This window comes from Pseudomonas sp. CK-NBRI-02 (assembly GCF_008124495.1).
Classification (GTDB): Bacteria; Pseudomonadota; Gammaproteobacteria; order Pseudomonadales; family Pseudomonadaceae; genus Aquipseudomonas; species Aquipseudomonas guariconensis.
In genome coordinates this window covers 377183-398497 of sequence record NZ_VSJH01000008.1, presented here as the reverse complement: position 1 = coordinate 398497, position 21315 = coordinate 377183, and the positions used below count along the sequence as shown (strand labels likewise).

Genomic DNA, 21315 nt, shown 5'->3' with positions numbered 1-21315 from the left:
CTAGGAGTTAGGCATGAAACTGAAGCGTTTGATGGCGGCCCTCACGTTCGCCGCCGCTGGCGTCGCTACCGCCAATGCGGTTGCCGCCGTCGATCCTGCAATCCCGACCTACACCAAGACCACTGGCGTATCGGGCAACCTCTCCAGCGTCGGTTCCGATACCCTGGCGAACCTCATGACTCTGTGGGCCGAGGCCTACAAGAAGGAATACCCGAACGTAAACATCCAGATCCAGGCTGCCGGCTCCTCCACTGCGCCACCCGCGCTGACTGAAGGCACCGCCAACCTCGGCCCGATGAGCCGCAAGATGAAGGACGTCGAGCTGCAGGCCTTCGAGCAGAAGTACGGCTACAAGCCGACCGCCATTCCGGTCGCCGTCGACGCCCTGGCAGTCTTCGTCCACAAGGACAACCCGATCAAGGGCCTGACCATGGCTCAGGTCGATGCCATCTTCTCCTCGACCCGTCTGTGTGGCGGCAAAGCCGACGTCAAGACGTGGGGTGATGTGGGCGTGACCGGCGATCTGGCCAACAAGCCGATCCAGCTGTTCGGCCGCAACTCGGTATCCGGCACCTACGGCTACTTCAAGGAAGAAGCGCTGTGCAAAGGCGACTTCAAGCCTAACGTCAACGAGCAGCCAGGCTCGGCTTCGGTCGTGCAGTCGATCAGCAGCTCGCTGAACGGCATCGGCTACTCGGGCATCGGCTACAAGACCGCCAGCGTCAAGACCGTGCCTCTGGCCAAGAAAGAAGGCGGCGCCTTCGTCGAGGACAACGAAGCCAACGCCCTGAACGGTACCTACCCGCTGTCGCGCTTCTTGTACGTCTACGTCAACAAGGCCCCGAACAAGCCTCTGGCCCCGTTGGAAGCTGAGTTCGTGAAACTGGTCCTGTCCCAGGCGGGCCAGCAGGTCGTGGTGAAGGACGGCTACATCCCGCTGCCGGCCAAAGTGGTCGACAAGACCCTGGCTGACCTGGGTTTGTCCCACGCCGGTAACGTTGCAAAGAAGTAAGTAACTGAGGAAGAGGCCGGCGCCGAACGCCGGCCTCCTCCACGAATTCCTCGTCCGAAGCCAGGATTCCTGAGCGGCGGGCTTTTTTGCGTCACTGCATTGTCATGTTTTTGTCATACGGGACCGCTAGGGTGTGCGCATGAATGATCTGGCCAACTCCACCATGACCCAAAATTCTCCCCCCGTGCGGATTGACTTCAATACGCCCGAGCTGCAACGCAAGCGCCGCCTGCGTGCGCTGAAGGATCGCCTGACCCGCTGGTATGTACTGGTTGGCGGGCTTGCCGTGCTGGCAGCCATCACCCTGATCTTCTTCTACCTGGCCTACGTGGTCCTGCCGCTGTTCCAGGGCGCCGAGCTGACCAGCAAGAAAGCGCTGGAGCCGACGTGGCTGCAACAGGATGCCGGCAAGCCGCTGATGATCGCCCTCGAGGAGCAGAACCTCGTGGGTATGCGCGTTTCCGATAAGGGCCAGGCGCTGTTCTTCGATACCAAGACCGGCAGCGAAGTCGAGCATGTCGACCTGCCGTTGCCGGCAGGCACTCAAGTGACGTCGATCAGCGCCGACCAGCCGGGCAGCCCGCTGGTGGTGCTTGGTCTGTCCAACGGCCAGGCGCTGGTGTTCCACCACACCTACAAGATCACCTATCCGGACAACAAGAAGACCATCGATGCGGGTATCGACTACCCCTATGGTCAGGCGCCGTTCGTGCTCGACCCACAGGGCCGCGCGCTGGAGCACGTGAGTGTCAACGTCAACGGCGATACCTTGCTGCTGGCTGGCTCCACTGGTTCGCAACTGCACGTGACCGAGCTGACCCGTCAGGAAAACATGATGACCGGCGAAGTCACCACCGAGCAGAACCGCATCGAGCTGCCGCAGATGACCGAGCCGGTGAAGGCCATCTTCGTCGATCCGCGTCAGCAGTGGTTGTACGTGGTCAACGGTCGTGCCACTGCCGACGTCTTCAGCCTGCGCGACAAGAGCCTCAATGGTCGTTACAAACTGTCTGAGGATGGCGACACCGAAATCACTGCCAGTGCTCAACTGGTCGGCGGCATCTCGCTGATCTTCGGTGATTCCAAGGGCGGGCTGAGCCAGTGGTTCATGGCTCGCGACCCGGATGGCGAGTCGCGCTTCAAGCTGATCCGTAGCTTCCAGCTGGGCAAGGCGCCGGTCGTGCAGATCGATGCCGAAGAGCGTCGCAAGGGCTTCGTCGCGCTGGACAGCGAAGGCAAGCTGGGCGTGTTTCACAGCACCGCCCACCGCACCCTGCTGGTCGAGCCGGTCGCAGAAGGCGCCGGCGTGCTGGCCCTGTCGCCACGCGCCAACCGCATCATCATCGAGCAAGGCGGCAAGCTGTTGCCACTGAGCCTGAAGAACCCGCACCCGGAAGTGTCTTTCAGCGCGCTGTGGGGCAAGGTCTGGTACGAGAACTATGACGAGCCGAAGTACGTCTGGCAGTCCACGGCCTCCAACACCGATTTCGAGCCCAAGCTGAGCCTGTCGCCGCTGACCTTCGGCACTCTGAAGGCCGCCTTCTACGCGATGATCCTGGCCGCGCCTCTGGCCATCGCCGCCGCTATCTACACCGCCTACTTCATGGCTCCGGGCATGCGCCGCAAGGTCAAGCCGGTCATCGAGTTGATGGAAGCGATGCCGACGGTGATCCTCGGCTTCTTCGCCGGCCTGTTCCTGGCACCGTACCTGGAAGGGCACCTGCCAGGTGTGTTCAGCCTGCTGCTGATCCTGCCGATCGGCATTCTCGCCGCCGGCTTTGCCTGGAGCCGCCTGCCGGAGTCGATCCGCCTGCGTATCCCGGACGGTTGGGAGGCGGCGATCCTGATCCCGGTCATCCTGGTGATCGGTTGGTTCGCCCTGTTCATGAGCCCGTTCATGGAGAACTGGTTCTTCGGCGGCGACATGCGTCTGTGGATCACCAATGACCTGGGCATCACCTATGACCAGCGCAACGCCCTGGTAGTGGGTATCGCCATGGGCTTCGCCGTCATCCCGAACATCTACTCCATCGCCGAAGACGCTGTATTCAGTGTGCCACGCAGCCTGACCCTGGGCTCCCTGGCCCTGGGTGCGACACCCTGGCAGACCCTGACCCGCGTGGTCATCCTCACCGCAAGCCCGGGTATTTTCTCGGCGCTGATGATCGGCATGGGCCGTGCGGTGGGCGAGACCATGATCGTGCTCATGGCCACCGGCAACACCCCGGTCATGGAGCTGAACCTGTTCGAAGGCATGCGCACCCTCGCCGCCAACGTGGCGGTGGAAATGCCCGAATCCGAAGTCGGCGGCAGCCACTACCGTGTGCTGTTCCTCGCTGCCCTCGTGCTGCTGATGTTCACATTCATCATGAACACCTTGGCCGAGCTGATTCGCCAGCGTCTGCGCAAGAAATACTCGTCGCTTTGATAGAAAGGTAGAGATCCGTGAAAAAGGATTCCCTCAAAGGCTGGTTCAAGAGCGGCGCCCCTGGCGTCTGGATCAGCGGTGGCGCGGTCGCCATGGCGGTGATCATGACCGTCGGCCTGCTCGCCGTGATCGCCGTCCGCGGCCTGGGCCACTTCTGGCCAGCCGACCTGATCCAGGCCACCTACAAGGTGCCGGGCCAGGGCGATCATGTGATCATCGCAGAGGTGGTGCAGAAAGAAGAAGTGCCACGTGCCCGCCTCAAGGGCGCCGGCTTGCCGGTTCCGGACGAAGGCCCGGAGTTCATGACCCGCGAGCTGGTCAAGGTGGGTAACCGCGACCTCAACGGCAGCGACTTCACCTGGTTGGTAGGCGACTGGCTGGTCGACCAGCAGAAGCCGGCCGACTTGATTGCCCTGGAGCGCCGCGAGTGGGGCAATTTCTATGGCTACCTGGCGAGCGTCAAGGAAGAAGGCCGTGTGGTCGCCGAAGGCCCTGCCGCCTGGGCTGAGCTGCAGAGTCGCCTCAAGCGCGCCGACCAGCTGGCCCGAGAGCTGCAGACCCTCGAGAAGAAAGACATCGGTGCCATCAACCATGGTCTTGAGCGTCTGCGCCTGCAGGCTCGCAAGCTCGAGCTGGACGGCAAGCTGGACGCTGCCGCCCAGGCGGACATGGACGCTGAGCGTGCCGAGCTCAACGCTCGCTACAAGGCCATCGAAGAGCGCCTGACCGGCCTGCACCAGGCATTCGCCCGCGACAGCCTGGTGGCCCGCGACGGCAATGGCCGCGAAGTGGAGATCAACCTGAGCAAGGTGGTCCATGCCTACCAGCCCAACGGCATGTCTGTCATGACCAAGCTGGGTGTGTACTTCAGCAAGGTGTGGGAGTTCCTGAGCGACGACCCGCGTGAAGCCAACACCGAGGGCGGTATCTTCCCGGCCATCTTCGGCACCGTGATGATGACCCTGATCATGGCCGTGATCGTTACCCCGTTCGGTGTACTGGCGGCGGTCTACCTGCGTGAATATGCCAAGCAGGGCCCGGTGACTCGCCTGATCCGTATTGCAGTGAACAACCTGGCGGGTGTTCCGGCGATCGTCTATGGCGTGTTCGGCCTGGGCTTCTTCGTCTATGTGCTGGGTGGCTCGATCGACCGCCTGTTCTTCCCCGAAGCCCTGCCGGCGCCGACCCTCGGTACCCCGGGCCTGCTGTGGGCCTCGCTGACCCTGGCGCTGCTGGCAGTGCCGGTAGTGATCGTGGCCACCGAGGAAGGCCTGGCGCGCATCCCACGTACGGTGCGCGAAGGCTCCCTGGCGCTCGGCGCGACCAAGGCTGAGACCCTGTGGAAGATCGTTCTGCCAATGGCCAGTCCGGCCATGATGACCGGCATGATCCTCGCCGTGGCCCGTGCCGCGGGCGAAGTGGCGCCGCTGATGCTGGTGGGTGTGGTGAAACTGGCGCCATCGCTGCCGGTGGACGGTAACTACCCGTACCTGCACCTGGACCAGAAGATCATGCACCTGGGCTTCCACATCTACGACGTCGGCTTCCAGAGCCCGAACGTCGAGGCCGCGCGGCCGCTGGTGTACGCCACCGCGCTGCTGCTGGTGCTGGTGATCGCGACCCTCAACCTCTCGGCGGTGTGGATCCGTAACCACCTGCGCGAGAAGTACAAGGCCCTCGACAGCTGATTTCAGCTTTAAGCTTCAAGCGGCAAGCTCCAAGCAGATTGCCGCTTTGACCCAACTTGCAGCTTGCAGCTCGAAGCTTGCAGCTACGAACGGAGTGAGAACATGCAGCATGAATCCCACGCCCACGGCATCGACATGTCCGCCCTGGGCCGCGACAAGCAGAGCCTGCGCCTGGCCGAAGAAACCGTGGCCATCGAAGTCCCGGGTCTGTCCCTGTTTTACGGCGACAAGCAAGCGCTGTACGACGTGAAGATGAACATTCCCAAGCAGCGCGTGACCGCCTTCATCGGCCCGTCCGGCTGCGGCAAGTCGACCTTGCTGCGCACCTTCAACCGCATGAACGACCTGGTCGACGGTTGTCGCGTGGAAGGCGCGATCAACCTGTACGGCAACAACATCTACCGCAAGGGCGAGGATGTGGCCGAGCTGCGCCGCCGCGTCGGCATGGTGTTCCAGAAGCCCAACCCGTTCCCCAAGACCATCTATGAAAACGTGGTCTACGGCCTGCGCATCCAGGGCATCAACAAAAAGCGCGTGCTCGACGAAGCCGTCGAGTGGGCCCTCAAGGGCGCGGCCCTGTGGGATGAGGTCAAGGACCGCCTGCACGACTCGGCCCTGGGCCTGTCCGGTGGTCAACAGCAGCGTCTGGTCATTGCCCGTACCATTGCCGTTGAGCCGGAGGTGCTGCTGCTCGACGAACCTTGCTCGGCCCTGGACCCGATCTCGACGCTGAAGGTCGAAGAACTGATCTACGAACTGAAATCCAAATACACCATCGTCATCGTGACCCACAACATGCAGCAGGCGGCCCGCGTATCGGACTACACCGCCTTCATGTACATGGGCAAACTGGTCGAATTCGGGGATACCGACACGCTGTTCACCAATCCGGCGAAGAAGCAGACCGAAGACTACATCACCGGTCGTTACGGCTAAGGGCGCCTTTGGCGCAGCTGCAAGCATCAAGCTGCCAGCTGCCAGAAAAAGCGGTTAGCGCGGCGCCAGGGAACGACACGAACCACTTGAAGCTTGCAGCTTGGGGCTTGCAACTTCGCGGAGCGAAAGCATGATCAACAAAGAGAGCCTTACCCACCACATCTCCCAGCAGTTCAACGCCGAGCTCGAGGAGGTTCGCAGCCACCTCCTGGCGATGGGTGGCCTGGTCGAGAAGCAGGTCAACGACGCCGTCACCGCGTTGATCGAGGCCGACTCGGGCCTGGCCCAGCAGGTGCGTGAAGTCGACGAGCAGATCAACCAGATGGAGCGCAACATCGACGAGGAGTGCGTGCGCATCCTCGCCCGTCGTCAGCCGGCGGCTTCTGACCTGCGTCTGATCATCAGCATCTCCAAGTCGGTGATCGACCTGGAGCGCATCGGCGACGAATCGACCAAAATCGCCCGCCGCGCCATTCAGCTGTGCGAGGAAGGCGAGTCGCCACGCGGCTACGTCGAAGTGCGCCACATCGGTGACCAGGTCCGCAACATGGTGCGTGACGCGCTGGACGCCTTCGCCCGTTTCGATGCGGATCTCGCCCTCTCGGTGGCCCAGTACGACAAGACCATCGACCGCGAGTACAAGACCGCCCTGCGTGAACTGGTCACCTACATGATGGAAGATCCGCGCTCGATCTCCCGCGTGCTGAGCGTGATCTGGGCCCTGCGTTCGCTGGAGCGCATCGGCGACCATGCGCGCAATATCTCGGAACTGGTGATCTACCTGGTGCGCGGCACCGACGTGCGTCACATGGGCCTCAAACGCATGAAGGCCGAAGTGCTGGGCGAAGCGGCCGACGATGGCGAAATCGCTAATGTTCCGGCCGAATCGGACGATAAGTAGGATTGCTCCCGAGCATCGACGCCCGGCCTAGGCCGGGCGTTTTCGTTTGCGGTCGAGCAGCCAGCAGGCACCCGCGAATGACCAGAGGAGTCCCGGCGTGACCAGTGGTTTGGCAAATGGCCATCAGTCGGCGGTATGCTAGTCGGGGTTCAAGAGGAGTATCGATGAGTAAGGTCAATGTGCTGGTCGTGGATGATGCGCCATTCATCCGGGACCTGGTGAGGAAGTGTCTGCGCAATGCCTTCCCAGGCATCGTCATCGAAGATGCGGTCAACGGCCGCAAGGCCATGGCCATGCTGGGCAAGGAGCGGTTCGACCTGGTCCTGTGCGATTGGGAAATGCCGGAGATGTCTGGCTTGGAACTGCTCACCTGGTGCCGGCAGCAGCCGGAGTACAAGGACTTGCAGTTCATCATGGTGACCAGCCGTGGCGACAAGGAAAACGTGATCCAGGCCATCCAGGCCGGTGTTTCCGACTTTGTGGGCAAGCCGTTCACCAACGAGCAACTGCTGACCAAGGTGAAGAAGTCGCTGACCAAGCTCGGCAAGCTCGACAGCCTGATGGCCAGCGCACCGGCGCGGGTCAACTCGGCATTTGCCAATGACTCGCTCAGTGCCCTGACCGGCGGTCGCCCCGAGACGGTCAAGGCTCCGGTGGCTGCTGCCGCTGCGCCGGCACCTGCGCCTGGCAAACCGCTGATCAACGCGCCGACCCCGAAGACGGCCGCCGCCGCCGCCCAGAGTGGACGTGGCCAGGGGCAGTTGCGCTTGTCCAGCGGTACCCAGCCCTGCGTGATCAAGGCATTGAGCCTCAAGGAAGCCTTGCTGGTGGTTCGTCGCAGCCCCACGCTGCCACAGGTGCTTGAAGGGGCGGTGTTGGACCTGGAGCAAGGCGAGAACGCCGAAGTCGCGCGGCTAAATGGCTACCTGCACGCCATCGCCGCCCTGGAGCCCAAGCCTGAAAGTGACTGGCTGCAACTGACGTTCAAGTTCGTCGACCAGGATGCGCAGAAGCTCGACTACCTGTCGCGCCTGATCGCCCGCGGAACCGCGCAGAAGCACTTCACCCCCGGCGCCTAGATCGCCAATCCGGAGCGCGGCTGCGCGCAGGTAAACCCGCCCACAGGTATCCGCGGAGCACGTGTGGGAGCGGGTTTACCTGTGAAGCAGCCACCGTCCATGGATACCACGGGCTTTGCCCCTTTTCGCGGGTGAAGCGGGGCGCCAGTGATGGCCAATTGCTCATTTCCCGACCAACTGCAATACCCCTTTGAAATCCGACTGCTAGGCTTCCAGACACAATAACTGTCAAAAAGCCACCGCCATGCCAACTCGTCTGCTGCTGTTCTGTGCCTTGCTCACGGTCTCGGCGTCGAGCGTGGGCATGACCCTGTACAAGACCACCGATGCTTACGGCGTGGTCTCCTACTCTGAACACCCAAGCCCTGGTGCCAAAGCGTTCGTGCTGCGCGAGCCGATGTTCGAGCGGCTGGAGCGCCAGGTGCGTTTGCGTACAGTCGATTTTGCGGGCGGTACGCGCTTTTTCGTGCGTAACGATCTATTCGCGCCGGTGGAGGTCGAGCTGCGTTTGCAGCGCCTGGCCAATGTCCAGGGCGGCAGTGCGCCCCGGATCGTCCGGCGCGTGGTGCCGCCGCGCTCGACTCAGGTGCTGACGGTACTGGCGGCACTGCCTGGCGAGCGGGTGAAATACGATTCGAAACTGCGCTATGCCCTGGGTGACCCCGCGCGGCGCCCACAGGCGTTTCGCTATCCGTTCCCCTGGCAAGGAGGGCCGTTCCGGCTGAGCCAGGGCCCGAACGGGCGCTTCAGCCACTTTGGCCCCAAAGGGCGCTACGCCATGGACATCGCCATGCCCGAAGGCACGCCGATCGTCGCGGCGCGGGGCGGGGTGGTGGTGAAGATCGAGAACAACCAGACGGGCCGTGGCAACAACCCGGCGGGCAACTTCGTCAGGATCCTGCACCCGGATGGCACCATGGGTGTCTATCTGCATCTGATGCGCGGGTCGGTGGTGGTCAGCGAAGGGCAGCGGGTGTTGCAGGGGGCGCCATTGGCGAAGTCGGGCAATACCGGCAACAGCACCGGGCCCCACCTGCATTTCGTGGTGCAGCGCAACGTGGGGTTGGCGCTGGAGTCGATCCCCTACCAGTTCGACCGACCGATCGGAGGGATGCCAGACTTCACCGCTGGCAACCCTTGAGCTTGCAGGGGGCGCTGTGGATGCTGGCGCCAGCCAGCGATGGGGCGCAAAGCGCCCCCAGAGCAGTCAGATGAGCTTCAGTACCTTGGCCAGCACGATCTTCGGCCCTTTCATCTTCTTGATGATGATGCGCAGGCCTTCGACCTCCAGCACTTCCTCTTCCTCCGGCACGCGCTTGAGCGTTTCATAGACCAGACCTGCCAGGGTCTCGGCCTCGATGTGGTCCAGATCCACCCCCAGCAGCCGTTCGACCTTGAACAATGGCGTGTCGCCACGTACCAGCAGCTTGCCCGGCTGGTAGGCGAGGATGCCGCGTTCGGTCTTGCGGTGCTCGTCCTGGATGTCGCCGACCAGCACTTCCAGCACGTCCTCCATGGTGAGGTAGCCGATCACCTTGCCGTCGGCTTCCTCGACCAGCACGAAGTGCGCGCCGCCCTTGCGGAATTGCTCCAGCAGCTGGGACAGCGGCATGTGCCGCGAGACGCGCTCCAGCGGGCGAGCCAGGTCGTCCAGGTCCAAGGTTTCTGGGAAGTGGTCCATCTCGGCCAGTTCCAGCAGCAGGTCCTTGATGTGCAACAGCCCCACGAACTCTTCGCGCTCGGCGTCGTAGACCGGGTAGCGGCTGAACTTGTGGCGACGGAACATCGCCAGGATTTCCTTGAGCGGTGCCTTGGCATCGAGGCTGACCATGTCCTCGCGGGAGTTGGCCCAGTCGACCACTTCCAGTTCGCCCATCTCCACCGCCGAAGCCAGTACACGCATGCCTTGGTCGCTTGGGTCCTGGCCACGGCTCGAATGCAGGATCAGCTTGAGTTCTTCGCGGCTGTAATGATGCTCGTGGTGCGGTCCAGGCTCGCCCTGGCCGGCGATACGCAAAATGGTGTTGGCGCTGGCGTTGAGCAGGTAGATCGCCGGGTACATCAACCAGTAGAACAGGTACAGCGGCACCGCCGTCCACAGCGACAGCAGCTCGGGTTTGCGGATCGCCCAGGACTTGGGCGCCAGCTCGCCGACCACGATGTGCAGGTAGGAGATCACAAAGAAGGCGACGAAGAACGAGATCGCTTTGACCAGCTCCGGCGTATCGACGCCAACGGCGGCTAGCAGCGGCTCGAGCAGGTGCGCGAAGGCCGGCTCACCGACCCAGCCCAGGCCCAGGGAGGCCAGGGTGATGCCCAGCTGGCAGGCCGACAGGTAGGCGTCCAGCTGGTTGTGAACCTTGCGCAGGATGCTGCCGCGCCAGCCGTGCAGTTCGGCGATCGACTCGACGCGGGTCGCGCGCAATTTGACCATGGCGAACTCGGCGGCAACGAAGAAGCCGTTGAGCAGCACCAGAAGGAAGGCAAAGAGAATCATGCCGAAGTCGGCGAAGAGGGAGATGAAGCTGAAACCAGGGGAAGGGTCCATGATGGAGTTTTTACAGGGTCCGTCTTTGAATTAGGGAGAAAAAAAGTGCCAGCGTTGGCTGGCACAGGGGATCCAATGTAGCGGTTGAAGCTGCAAAAGCAAAGGGCGCGCTATCACCCCGTTGGTGGCAACGCCGCCTGCACGGCTGGCACGCACCTCGTGGGAGCGGGTTCAGCCGCTAACCAGGTCATGCACCGGCTGTGCCGGCGTCGGCGGGTAAAATCGCGCCTGCGGTGCCGTGGTTTCAGGCTTTGTTCGTCACCACCTGGGCAGGTGCGAAATGGCAGGTGAAGGTGCTGCCGTGGCCTGGCACGCTGCTGATCTCCAGGCGTGCACGATGGCGCAGCAGCACGTGCTTGACGATCGCCAGGCCAAGCCCTGTGCCGCCCGTATTGGAGGCGCGGCTGGAGTCGACCCGGTAGAAGCGCTCGGTCAGGCGGGGCAGGTGTTTGGCATCGATGCCGATGCCGGAGTCCTGCACGGAGAGGTGAGCACCTTGCTCGTCCGCCCACCAGCGAATGCGGATGTTGCCTTCGTCCTGGGTGTACTTCACGGCGTTGAACACCAGGTTGGAGAAGGCGCTGCGCAGTTCCGACTCGCTGCCCTTGAGGCGCACGCCAGGCGCTGCCTCCAGCGTGATGCGCTGGTTGCGTGGGCCGGACAGCGCTTGAGCGTCGCCCTTGATCGATTGCAGCAGGGCCTCGACGGCCACGGGCTGATTGTCCGAGGGATAGTCGGTGGCTTCGAGCTTGGCCAGCAGCAGCAGGTCGTTGAGCAGTGTCTGCATCCGTGCGCCTTGCTGGCTCATCTGCTGGAGCGCCCGGCCCCAGCGTGGGTTCACGTCGTCGACGTTGTCCAGCAGGGTTTCCAAGTACCCTGTGATGACCGTCAGGGGGGTGCGCAGCTCGTGGGAGACGTTGGCGACGAAATCCTTGCGCATCTGCTCGAGCTGATGGATGCGGGTGACGTCGCGTACCAGCATCAGGTGCTCGTTGTTGCCATAGCGGGTGATGTGAAGCTGGACCCGCATCCGGTCGTTGATCGGGGAGGGGATCTCCAGCGGCTCGACGTAGTTCTCCGATTCGAAGTACTCCTTGAAGCGCGGGTGGCGCACCAGGTTGGTCACCGGCTGGCCGCCATCCTGTGGAGTCTTGAAGCCCAGCAGGGTTTCAGCGGCGCGGTTCCACCATTCGAGGTTGCCTTCGCTGTCGAGCATGATCACCGCATCGCGCAGCGCCGCGGTGGATTCCTGCACCCGGTCGATCACCGCCTGCAGGCGGCCGCGCACCCGCTGATCGCGACGTTGCAGGTGGTAGATGCTGTCGAACACCTCGCCCCACAGGCCGTAGCCATCGGGCGGGGCTTCGTCGGGCTGATGATTGCGCAGCCAGTCGTGCAGGCGCAGCAGTTGCTTGAGGGTCCAACCCAGGTAGAGCGCAAGGCCGATGGCCAGGCTCCAGCCGTAGTAGCCGCTGACCAGCCCGCCGATCAGGCAGACGGTGATCAGCAGCAGCATGTGGCGAATCAAGGTCGCGTGCCAGTTCTGGTTCAATTGAGGGGATCCTTCGGATCCAGCTTCAAGCTGCAAGCTGTGTGCTTCAAGCTGCAAGAAGAAGCGGATCGGTGGTGCTGTTCAGTCCTTTATTCCAAGCCTGGCGGCAAGCTGTTCGGCGCTGCCGGCGCGTGCCGCCTGAAGCTTGGCGCTTGCAGCTAGCTCTTGGTCGAGAAGCGGTAGCCGGTGCCTCGGACGGTTTGTACCAGATTTTCGTAGGCTTCACCCAATGCCTTGCGCAGGCGACGAATATGCACGTCGACGGTGCGTTCCTCGACATAGACATTGCCGCCCCAGACTTGGTCGAGCAACTGACCCCGGGTGTAGGCGCGCTCCTGGTGGGTCATGAAGAACTGCAGCAGGCGGTATTCGGTAGGGCCCATTTCGGCGGGCTTGCCGTCGATGGTCACGCGGTGGCTGATCGGATCGAGCAGCAGGCCGCCCACTTCGATCGGCGCCTCGCTGTCGCTGGGGCCGGTGCGGCGCAGTACGGCTTTGAGACGCGCGACCAACTCACGAGGCGAGAACGGCTTGGTGATGTAGTCGTCGGCGCCGACTTCCAGTCCCTGAATCTTGTTGTCCTCTTCACCCTTGGCGGTGAGCATGATGATCGGGATGTCGCCGGTCAGTTCATCGCGCTTCAGGCGCCGGGCCAACTCGATACCCGAGGTGCCGGGCAGCATCCAGTCGAGCAGGATCAGGTCCGGCTTGCGATCGACGATGATGGCATGGGCTTGCTGGGAGTTTTCCGCTTCCAGGCAATCATAGCCGGCCATTTCCAATGCAACGGCGATCATCTCGCGAATGGGCGCTTCGTCGTCGACGATCAGAATGTTTCTGCCAACCATTGCGTAAAACCTCTCCCAGAAACTGTGTCTTGGCCCGCATTAGATAACGGAATTATTGCAGCTGTGTGACAGGACATTGGCGATTCTGGCGACATTCCATGACTGGACTAGGCTTGAAGGGGCCGCCACGGCGGTGGCGAAACCTCATTTACACCCCCGAAACCATGGTGATTCCAATGACACGACATACGCTGAGCTGGATGGCCCTTTTCGCTGCGCTGGCGCTACCGGGGGTGGCATCGGCCCACCACGCGATGGAAAAGGATGGCATGTGGGTCGATCATGCTGGCATGACCCTCTACACCTTCGACAAGGATGCCGACGGCAAGTCCATGTGCAACGGCGAGTGCGCCAAGAACTGGCCACCGTTGATGGTCAAGGCCGAAGACGAGCCCGCCAAGGACAAGTGGACCCAGGTCACCCGCGATGACGGGACCAAGCAGTGGGCTTATGACGGCAAGCCGCTGTATACCTTCATCAAGGACAAGAAAGCCGGGGACAAGACCGGTGACGGCGTGAAGGACGTCTGGCATATCGCCAAGCCTTGAACCTTACAGAGCGGGTTTACCCGCGAATGCGAAGGTGCAATCACCATCGATTCGCGGCTAAACCCGTCCCACAGCGGTGGTGCAGGGCTCAGCGCAATGCGTAGTCCACCACCACACCGATGAAGATCAGCATCCCTGCCCAGTGATTGTGCAGGAAGGCCTTGAAGCACGATTCCCGGTCCAGCTTGCGCGTTGACCAGTATTCCCAGGCAAAGCACCCAGCTGCCGCAAGCAGGCCCAAGTGGAACCATCCCCCCATGTCGAAGCGATTGCCCGCCAGCAACAGGCAGCCCAGCGACAGCATTTGCAGGGTCAGGATGATGGTCCGGTCGGCTTCGCCGAAGAGGATTGCCGTGGATTTCACGCCGATTTTCAGGTCGTCGTCGCGGTCCACCATTGCGTAATAGGTGTCATAGCCCACGGTCCACAGCAAATTGGCGATGTACAACAGCCAGGCGCTGGCCGGCAGCTCGCCCCCTGCGGCGGTGAACGCCATGGGGATACCCCACGAGTAAGCCGCACCCAGCACCACCTGGGGGTAGTAGGTGTAGCGCTTCATGAATGGGTAGCAGAACGCCAATGCCACCGCGCCGAACGACAGCCATACCGTGCGGGCATTGGTGCACAGCACGAGCAAGAAACTCACTCCCACCAGGATCGCGAACAGCATCAGCGCTTCGCGAGGCCTTACCCGGCCGCTGGCCAGCGGCCTGTCGGCGGTGCGTTTGACATGGCCATCGACCTTGCGGTCGGCGAAGTCGTTGATGCAGCAGCCGGCGGCACGCATCAGTACCACGCCCAGGCCGAAGATCAGCACATTGGCCAGCGTCGGCGAGCCGTTGCCGGCGATCCACACTGCAGAAAGGGTGGGCCACAGCAGCAGGTAGATGCCGATCGGGCGGTCCATGCGGCTGAGCTGGATGAAGTCCCAGGCCCGGGGATGCAGGCGGTTGAACGACTTGAGCAGTTGCAGGTACATCAGCGGATTTCCTCCTTGGCCGCTTGCCATAGGGCCGGCAGGAACACCTCGGCCACCAGCAGGTCAAGGCCATCACGGGCAAACCGCGAACGCCGCCCCCACAGGTTGGCATGGCGCGCTTCGGGCGGCAGCCAAGCCTGTGGATAACTGCACACTTCGATGGGGTGACGGGTGAAGGCCTGGTCGCAGAACAATAGCTCGCCCAGCGAGCGGCTGCCCAACGTCTCGAGGTCCAGGCCACCGCGCTCCAGGGCGCTGCGCCCGGCCACGCTGCGGGCGAACACCCAGGGTTGGTCATGGCCGCGCAAGTAGACTTCGCGCACCCAGCCTTCTTCGCCAGGAGCCAGGCCCAAGGCTTGGCATTCGTCATCGCGCAGGGGCTGCCAGCCCTCGAACAGGGGGGTGACGGCGAAATGGTCACGGGAGAGGTGGGTCAGGCGGCGGGTCAGAGAGCCTTGATCGAAGAGCCAGTCGAGAATCGACGGTTCGATGCCGGCAGCCAGCTGTGAATACGGCAGCCACGCGACAGCGGCTGCTTGCGGGGTTTCGTACGGCACGTCGGTATGCTTGTTACAGCCAGAGAGGCGGCGAGCTTAGCATGTTTGCCGCTGTTGCTTGCATACTGCTGGAAGGGCCAGTACAAAGCCCCTGCGGTACCGCCGCGCCTGATCCAGATGAGGAAGAACGAGATGAAGAAGTGGCAATGCATTGTCTGTGGCCTGATCTACGACGAGGCCGAAGGCTGGCCGGATGACGGCATCGCCCCGGGCACCCGCTGGGAAGACGTGCCGGAAGACTGGCTGTGCCCCGACTGTGGTGTCGGCAAGAGTGATTTCGAAATGATCGCCATCGGCTGATCACACCTGTTCAACGAGAGGAGCATGACATGACGTCCCCCGTGGTGATCATCGGTACCGGCCTTGCGGGCTACAATCTGGCCCGGGAGTTTCGCAAGCTCGACAGCGATACGCCGCTGTTGCTGATCACTGCCGACGATGGCCGTTCCTACTCCAAGCCCATGCTTTCCACCGGCTTTGCCAAGCAGAAGGATGCCGACGGCCTGTGCATGGCCGAGCCGGGCGCCATGGCCGAACAGCTCAAGGCCGAAATCCGCACCCATACTCCCATCAGTGGCATCGATCCTGGCCACAAGCGTCTGTGGATCGGTGAAGAGGCGGTCGAGTACCGCGATCTCATCCTGGCGTGGGGGGCACAGACGGTCCAAGTGCCGATCGAGGGCGATGCGGCTGACCTGGTCTTCCCCATCAATGATCTTGAAGACTATGGGCGCTTTCGGGCCGCGGCGGCAGGCAAACACCGGGTGCTGATCCTCGGCGCTGGCCTGATCGGGTGCGAGTTCGCCAACGACATGAGCCTTGGCGGCTTCGAAGTCGATGTGGTCGCCCCTTGTGAGCAAGTGATGCCAACCCTACTGCACCCTGCTGCAGCCAGTGCGGTACAGGCGGGCCTGGAGGGGCTTGGGGTCCGCTTTCATCTGGGGCCGGTGCTGACCCGCCTGCAGCGCGATGAACAAGGCCTGGAGGCACACCTGTCCGATGGCCGCGTGATCGCCTGTGACCTGGTGGTCTCGGCCATTGGCCTGCGCCCGCGCACGGACCTTGCCGCTGCCGCGGGCTTGCAGACAAACCGGGGTGTGGTGGTGGACCGGCAGTTGCGCACCTCCCACGCCAATATCTTCGCCCTGGGCGATTGCGCCGAGGTCGATGGAATCAACCTGCTCTATGTCATGCCGCTGATGACCTGCGCCCGTGCTTTGGCCCAGACGCTCGCTGGCAACCCTACCGCTGTCGCCTATGGGCCGATGCCAGTGACCGTTAAAACCCCAGCGTGCCCGCTGGTGGTTTCTCCGCCCCCTCCTGGGCGCGAAGGTGTCTGGCAGGTCGAGGGGCAGGGCGCCGACCTCAAGGTGCTCTGCCGCGATGCCTCTGGCCAGCTGCTGGGCTATGCGTTGACCGGCACGGCGGTGATGGAAAAGCTGGCGCTCAATCGGCAGTTGCCACCCCTGATGGCGTAAATAGCGGGCGCTCTGTCGGGTATGTCCTGTTCTTGAAGCGACAATGGCCACCCAAGTACTGGCGCGGCTTCGGTGAGCGTGCCATTCTCACTCCCGTCTGCCGCAGATTAGAGCCTGCGGTGCCTTGAACGCTGCTTCGCGAAGCAGCACGGCAATAACAACAAGAAATCCCGTATAAGAGGCTTCACTATGCGTAAACCAGAACTCGCCGCTGTTATCGCCGAAAAGGCCGACTTGACCAAGGAAAAGGCCAACCAGGTCTTGAATGCGATCCTCGACAGCATCACCGGTGCGCTGGACAAGGACACGGTCACCCTGGTCGGTTTCGGTACTTTTGAAAAACGTCATCGTGGCGCCCGCACCGGCAAGAACCCGCAGACCGGCCAGCCCGTCAAGATCAAAGCCAGCAACACTGTTGCCTTCAAGCCCGGCAAGAACCTGCGCGACAGCGTCAACCAACCCGCCAAGCCTGCGAAAAAAGGCAAATGACCCTTCATCGATAACAGTGGTTATCCAAACGGGCGCCCTGGGCGCCCGTTGTGCATTCAGGTACCTGGAAAATCATCGAAACAGCAGATTTGCATTGAGCGACCAATAAAAGGATAAACTGCGCCGCTCAGTCACTTTTTAGTCGAGGCGTGTTGATGAAGTTTCGCTTCCTGCTCTGGGCCATGGGCCTGTTGATGGCCAGGGCCAGCCGCAACAATCCGGCGTTCCAGCAACAATTGCGTGACAAGGATCTGGTGTTCCAGATGCAGACCCTCGATGGCCGAATTGGCCGGCATTTCATCGTCAGCGGCGAGCGCATCAGCAGTAAAGGGGGCCTGCACCCGCAGCCGGCCTTCGCCATTGCCTTCAAGGACGCAGCCTTTGGCTTCGCCACGCTCCAGGCCAGCAACAAGCAGCTGGCCTTCATGCAAGGCATTCAGGACAAGAGTATCCAGATCAAGGGCAATCCGGCGCTGGTCATCTGGTTCCAGGGCCTGATGAAATACCTCAAGCCCAAGAAGAAGGGTTGATACGGGGAGCGGCTTTTCCTGTTGTCTTCTCGGCGGGTAAGCCCGACCCTCTAGAGGGCACGGGTTTACCTGAGCAGGCCGGTGCACAAGACGGTTGCTCCCACAGCTGCTCACCGCTTAATGCGGGGCATGGAACTGCGAGGCCAGTTCGCGCAGCAACGCCTCGGCCTCCAGCACCTTGTTCACGACATCGTCGGCCTTTTCCCGGGTCAGGCTCAGCCGTTCCAGCAAGGCCTCGGGAATCTCCTCCTGAGGCCCTGAGCCGATACCGCGGGCCCGCAACAGGCGAATCGCCAGGCACACCAGGTTGGGGAACGCCGAATTCTCCCCCTCATAGCTCGGGTCGTGCTGGAAGCGCAGCGCGGTGCACAGCTCTTCAGGCATGTCCCACAGCTTCATCAGCCAGGCGCCGATCTGTTCGCGGCTGATGCCCAGCAGGTGTTGCTCCACGTAGGTGTGACACAGGTGCGGATTGACCTCCAGATGGCGGCAGATCAGCGAGAAGTGCGGCGGAAACACGTGCGCCAGCAGCAAATACCCGAAATTGTGCAGAAGGCCCGCCAGGTAGGTCAGGCCGGCCTCAGGTCGCTCGGCTCGGGGCATGGCACGGGTCAGGCCTTCGATAACCGCAGCGGTGTAGATCGACTGCTGCCAGTAGGGCGTGGTTTGCTGAGGGTGGTCCTTGGGCAGGCTCAAGGTCTTGCCTAGCGCCAGGCCCAAGGCCAGGTTGATCACCAGGTCGAAGCCCAGTACGCGCACGATGGCATCCTCCACCGAACGGATCTTGCCGGGCGAGGCGTAGTAAGGCGAGGCTGCCCAACTGACCACCTGAGCGGCCAGGGCCGGGTCGGTTTCCACGACACCGGTGATGTCATCGATGCTGGCATTGGGGTCGACGCGCAGTTTAATGATTTTCTGTGCGGTGTCCGCCAGCGGAGGAATCTCGATGGTCTGCTCGAGGCGTTGCTGGATGCGTCGTGCGGTGAAGGCCTGGACGGCGCGGGTGATTTCCTGGGGGTCATCGTGCGGGCGGTCGAGGTTGGGCCGGATGTCGTGGGTCTGTTCGCCGAAGTTACCCGCGCTGGCTTTGCTCAACATGCCTTTGAACGCTTCGCGTGGGATCTCAAGCAGCAAGCCGGGCTCACCGGACTGGATCAGCAGATTGTCGACTTTCAGCAGGCTGGCTTCGTAGAGGCAGGGGTAGCTGGTCAGTGCCGGGATCCCCGGCAGGGTCTTGAGGGCATGCTTGTCGAGCATGTGCGCAAGGCGTGCGACCGGCACGGCCACCAGCTTGCGACCGGTAAGCTCGGTCAGGCGGTTCAAGTCCAGCAACTGGCTCTGCGGGAACAGCACCATCAAAGCGCCGACTTCGTCGTCGAGAAGGATCGCCTGGACTCGAGCGTTGACCGGTAGCTGCGCATGCTCGGGCACTTCGCGGTAGGGCACGCCGAGCTTGTCGAGCAACAGCCGAATGACAGAGGGTGCGTGTGGGGTCGAAGTATCCAGGGCAACTTCAGTCATGGTCTGAGTCCAAGGTTTTCTTTTAAACGCGAAGTATAACCACCCGGCGCGATAACTGGATCCATTATGCTTCGATGGTGGCCCAGGCAGCGTGAGGCTGCAAAACAGGCCTCTAGGTTTGGGTGCATTTCGTGATCGGTATCACACCTGTCCGTACTGTTGGCCATGGCGCAGCCAGCGGTCCAACAGTGGGCTGACATGGTCGGGCCAACGGGCCAGCAGCGCCTGGGCTGCATCACGCACGGCAGGGAGCAGGTCTGCGTCACGCATCAGATCCGCTACCTTGAACTGCAGCAGACCGGTCTGGCGGGTGCCGAGCATTTCGCCGGGGCCGCGCAGCTCCAGGTCTTTCTCGGCGATGACGAAGCCGTCATTGGTTTCGCGCATGATACCCAGGCGTTCACGGCCGATCTGCGACAGGGGCGGATGATAGAGCAGCACGCAATGGCTGACCGCGCTGCCCCGGCCCACCCGGCCGCGCAGCTGGTGCAACTGGGCAAGGCCCAGGCGCTCGGGGTTCTCGATGATCATCAGGCTGGCATTGGGCACATCCACGCCCACCTCGATCACGGTGGTCGCCACCAGCAACTGGAGATTGCCGGCCTTGAACTCGGCCATCACCGCGGCTTTTTCCGCCGGTTTCATGCGTCCGTGGATCAGGCCCACACGCAGTTCGCCCAGGGCGCTGCCCAGCTCTTCGAAGGTGCTTTCTGCCGCCTGGCAGGTCAGTTCTTCCGACTCTTCGATCAGGGTACAGACCCAATACGCCTGGCGCCCTTCGGCGCAGGCCGCGCGTACCCGCTCGACCACTTCGAAGCGCCGGCTGTCGGCCACCAGCACGGTGTTCACCGGGGTACGGCCAGGGGGCAACTCGTCGAGGATGGAGGTGTCCAGGTCGGCGTAGGCGCTCATCGCCAGCGTCCGCGGAATCGGGGTGGCGGTCATGATCAACTGGTGCGGGCACAGCGCGCCGTCCACGCCTTTCTGGCGTAAGGCCAAACGCTGCTGTACGCCAAACCGGTGCTGCTCGTCGATGATCGCCAGGGCCAGGCGGCGAAACTTCACTTCTTCCTGGAACAGCGCATGGGTCCCGACCACCATCGGCACACCGCTGGCGATCTGCTCCAAGGCGCTGGCGCGCGCCTTGCCTTTGAGCTTGCCCGCCAGCCAGGCCACCTCGATGCCCAAGGGCTCGAGCCAGCGTTTGAAGGTCAGGTAATGCTGTTCGGCGAGGATCTCGGTAGGCGCCATGAGGGCCACCTGGTAGCCGGCTTCCAAGGCCTGCAAGGCGGCAAGGGCCGCGACTACCGTCTTGCCTGCGCCGACATCGCCCTGCACCAGGCGCATCATCGGCTCGGGCTGGCTGAGGTCGTAGGCGATTTCGTTGCCGACTCGCTGCTGGGCGCCGGTGGGGCTGAAGCCCAGGTTGGCCAGGTATTGCGTTGGCAGGCGGCTGGCCATGGGCAATACCGGGGCTCGCAGGGCGCGCAGGCTTTCGCGCAGGCGCTGTTGGGAGAGCTGATGGGTCAGCAGCTCTTCGAAGGCCAGGCGATGCTGGGCCCAGTGCTGGCCTTCGGCGAGTTCGTCGAGGTCGGCGTCGGCCGGTGGGTTGTGCAGGTAGCGGATCGCATCGTCCAGCGGCGCCAGGTGGTAATCCCGGGCCAGTTCTTCGGGCAGCCAGTCCGGCAGGCTGCGCGGGCCGAGCATGGCCAGGCTCTGCTGGCACAACAGGCGCAGGCGTTGCTGTGTCAGGCCTTCGGTACTCGGATAGATGGGCGTCAGGGTCTGTTCGACTGGTGGCGCCGGTTCGCTGCCATTGAGCGCGCGGTACTCCGGGTGATAGATCTCAAGCCCCGACGCACCGGGGCGGGCCTCGCCGTAGCAGCGCAGATGGGTGCCACGCTTGAGGCCTTCTTTCTGGGCATTGCTGAAATGATAGAAACGCAGGCTCAGCACGCCGGTTCCGTCTCCCAGGCGCACCACCAGGCTGCGGCGCTTGCCCATGGTCACGTCGGCGCCGCTGACCACACCTTCGATCACCGCGTCCTGACCGGGACGCAAAGCCCCGATGGGCACCACGCGGGTGCGATCCTGATAGCGCAGCGGCAGGTGGAACAGCAGATCTTGCAGGTTCTCCAAGCCGACCTTGGCCAGTTTCTCGGCCATGGCTTCGCCAACACCCTTGAGGGCGGTCACCGGGACAGTCGACAGCTCGGTCATG

The 21315-nt window shown here is 62.8% G+C and carries 19 protein-coding genes; 12 read left to right on the top strand and 7 right to left on the bottom strand.

From position 1 onward, the window contains the following. Positions 1-13 precede the first annotated feature (13 nt). The 7 genes from DQ397_RS09670 to DQ397_RS09640 all read left to right on the top strand — a co-directional run bounded on the left by DQ397_RS09670 (position 14) and on the right by DQ397_RS09640 (position 9185). Positions 14-1012 carry a phosphate ABC transporter substrate-binding protein PstS gene (locus DQ397_RS09670; protein ID WP_043209935.1) on the top strand — a complete coding sequence of 333 codons (999 nt, stop codon included), beginning with the start codon at positions 14-16 and terminating at the stop codon, positions 1010-1012. A 139-nt stretch (positions 1013-1151) separates the two neighbouring features. Then, positions 1152-3440 carry an ABC transporter permease subunit gene (locus DQ397_RS09665; RefSeq protein ID WP_043209934.1) on the top strand — a complete coding sequence of 763 codons (2289 nt, stop codon included), beginning with the start codon at positions 1152-1154 and terminating at the stop codon, positions 3438-3440. A gap of 17 nt (positions 3441-3457) precedes the next feature. Beyond that, positions 3458-5128, top strand: a complete 1671-nt coding sequence (pstA, locus tag DQ397_RS09660) for a phosphate ABC transporter permease PstA (protein WP_043209932.1) — start codon at positions 3458-3460, stop codon at positions 5126-5128. 102 nt (positions 5129-5230) lie between these two features. Continuing rightward, on the top strand, positions 5231-6064 hold the full coding sequence (pstB, locus tag DQ397_RS09655) for a phosphate ABC transporter ATP-binding protein PstB (RefSeq protein WP_043209930.1): 834 nt from the start codon (positions 5231-5233) through the stop codon (positions 6062-6064). 130 nt (positions 6065-6194) lie between these two features. Continuing rightward, on the top strand, positions 6195-6965 hold the full coding sequence (gene phoU / locus DQ397_RS09650) for a phosphate signaling complex protein PhoU (RefSeq protein ID WP_043209928.1): 771 nt from the start codon (positions 6195-6197) through the stop codon (positions 6963-6965). Between the two features lie 164 nt (positions 6966-7129). Continuing rightward, a complete protein-coding gene (locus tag DQ397_RS09645) occupies positions 7130-8044 on the top strand; it encodes a response regulator (protein WP_043209926.1) in 915 nt (304 codons plus the stop codon). A gap of 244 nt (positions 8045-8288) precedes the next feature. Further along, the gene (locus DQ397_RS09640; RefSeq protein WP_090344185.1) at positions 8289-9185 is read left to right on the top strand and encodes a M23 family metallopeptidase; all 897 of its coding nucleotides are present in this window, start codon (positions 8289-8291) and stop codon (positions 9183-9185) included. 66 nt (positions 9186-9251) lie between these two features. On the opposite strand, the gene DQ397_RS09635 is transcribed toward DQ397_RS09640, so the two are convergent. The 3 genes from DQ397_RS09635 to phoB all read right to left on the bottom strand — a co-directional run bounded on the left by DQ397_RS09635 (position 9252) and on the right by phoB (position 12992). Continuing rightward, positions 9252-10592, bottom strand: a complete 1341-nt coding sequence (locus tag DQ397_RS09635; RefSeq protein WP_043209925.1) for a hemolysin family protein — start codon at positions 10590-10592, stop codon at positions 9252-9254. A gap of 244 nt (positions 10593-10836) precedes the next feature. Further along, positions 10837-12108: a phosphate regulon sensor histidine kinase PhoR gene (gene phoR / locus DQ397_RS09630; protein WP_232092121.1), complete on the bottom strand. Its 1272-nt coding sequence runs from the start codon at positions 12106-12108 to the stop codon at positions 10837-10839. 194 nt (positions 12109-12302) lie between these two features. After that, a complete protein-coding gene (gene phoB / locus DQ397_RS09625; RefSeq protein ID WP_003253341.1) occupies positions 12303-12992 on the bottom strand; it encodes a phosphate regulon transcriptional regulator PhoB in 690 nt (229 codons plus the stop codon). A gap of 176 nt (positions 12993-13168) precedes the next feature. Between phoB and DQ397_RS09620 the strand changes: the two genes are divergently transcribed. Continuing rightward, positions 13169-13540, top strand: a complete 372-nt coding sequence (locus DQ397_RS09620; RefSeq protein WP_043209922.1) for a hypothetical protein — start codon at positions 13169-13171, stop codon at positions 13538-13540. An 88-nt stretch (positions 13541-13628) separates the two neighbouring features. On the opposite strand, the gene ubiA is transcribed toward DQ397_RS09620, so the two are convergent. Further along, positions 13629-14519, bottom strand: a complete 891-nt coding sequence (gene ubiA, locus DQ397_RS09615) for a 4-hydroxybenzoate octaprenyltransferase (RefSeq protein ID WP_043209920.1) — start codon at positions 14517-14519, stop codon at positions 13629-13631. After that, positions 14519-15076 (bottom strand): chorismate lyase, encoded by a 558-nt coding sequence (locus DQ397_RS09610; protein WP_043209917.1) that lies wholly within the window; start codon positions 15074-15076, stop codon positions 14519-14521. Before DQ397_RS09610 ends, ubiA begins: the two co-directional genes overlap by 1 nt. Before the next feature lie 132 nt (positions 15077-15208). Between DQ397_RS09610 and DQ397_RS09605 the strand changes: the two genes are divergently transcribed. The 4 genes from DQ397_RS09605 (at position 15209) to DQ397_RS09590 (ending at position 17573) form a co-directional block, all read left to right on the top strand. Further along, entirely contained in the window at positions 15209-15376 is a 168-nt protein-coding gene (locus tag DQ397_RS09605) for a rubredoxin (protein WP_011536423.1), read from the top strand. A 29-nt stretch (positions 15377-15405) separates the two neighbouring features. After that, complete coding sequence (locus tag DQ397_RS09600; protein ID WP_090344191.1) at positions 15406-16554, top strand: NAD(P)/FAD-dependent oxidoreductase; 1149 nt, start codon at positions 15406-15408, stop codon at positions 16552-16554. A 189-nt stretch (positions 16555-16743) separates the two neighbouring features. After that, the gene (locus DQ397_RS09595; protein ID WP_043209915.1) at positions 16744-17043 is read left to right on the top strand and encodes an HU family DNA-binding protein; all 300 of its coding nucleotides are present in this window, start codon (positions 16744-16746) and stop codon (positions 17041-17043) included. Positions 17044-17198: 155 nt separating this feature from the next. Beyond that, a complete protein-coding gene (locus DQ397_RS09590) occupies positions 17199-17573 on the top strand; it encodes a hypothetical protein (RefSeq protein WP_043209913.1) in 375 nt (124 codons plus the stop codon). Positions 17574-17690: 117 nt separating this feature from the next. Here DQ397_RS09590 and DQ397_RS09585 read toward each other — a convergent pair whose 3' ends face one another. Next, positions 17691-19094, bottom strand: coding sequence for an aminoacyl-tRNA deacylase and HDOD domain-containing protein (locus tag DQ397_RS09585; protein ID WP_043209911.1), 1404 nt, complete (start codon positions 19092-19094; stop codon positions 17691-17693). A gap of 141 nt (positions 19095-19235) precedes the next feature. Further along, the gene (recG, locus tag DQ397_RS09580) at positions 19236-21314 is read right to left on the bottom strand and encodes an ATP-dependent DNA helicase RecG (RefSeq protein WP_043209909.1); all 2079 of its coding nucleotides are present in this window, start codon (positions 21312-21314) and stop codon (positions 19236-19238) included. Position 21315: the final 1 nt, after the last annotated feature.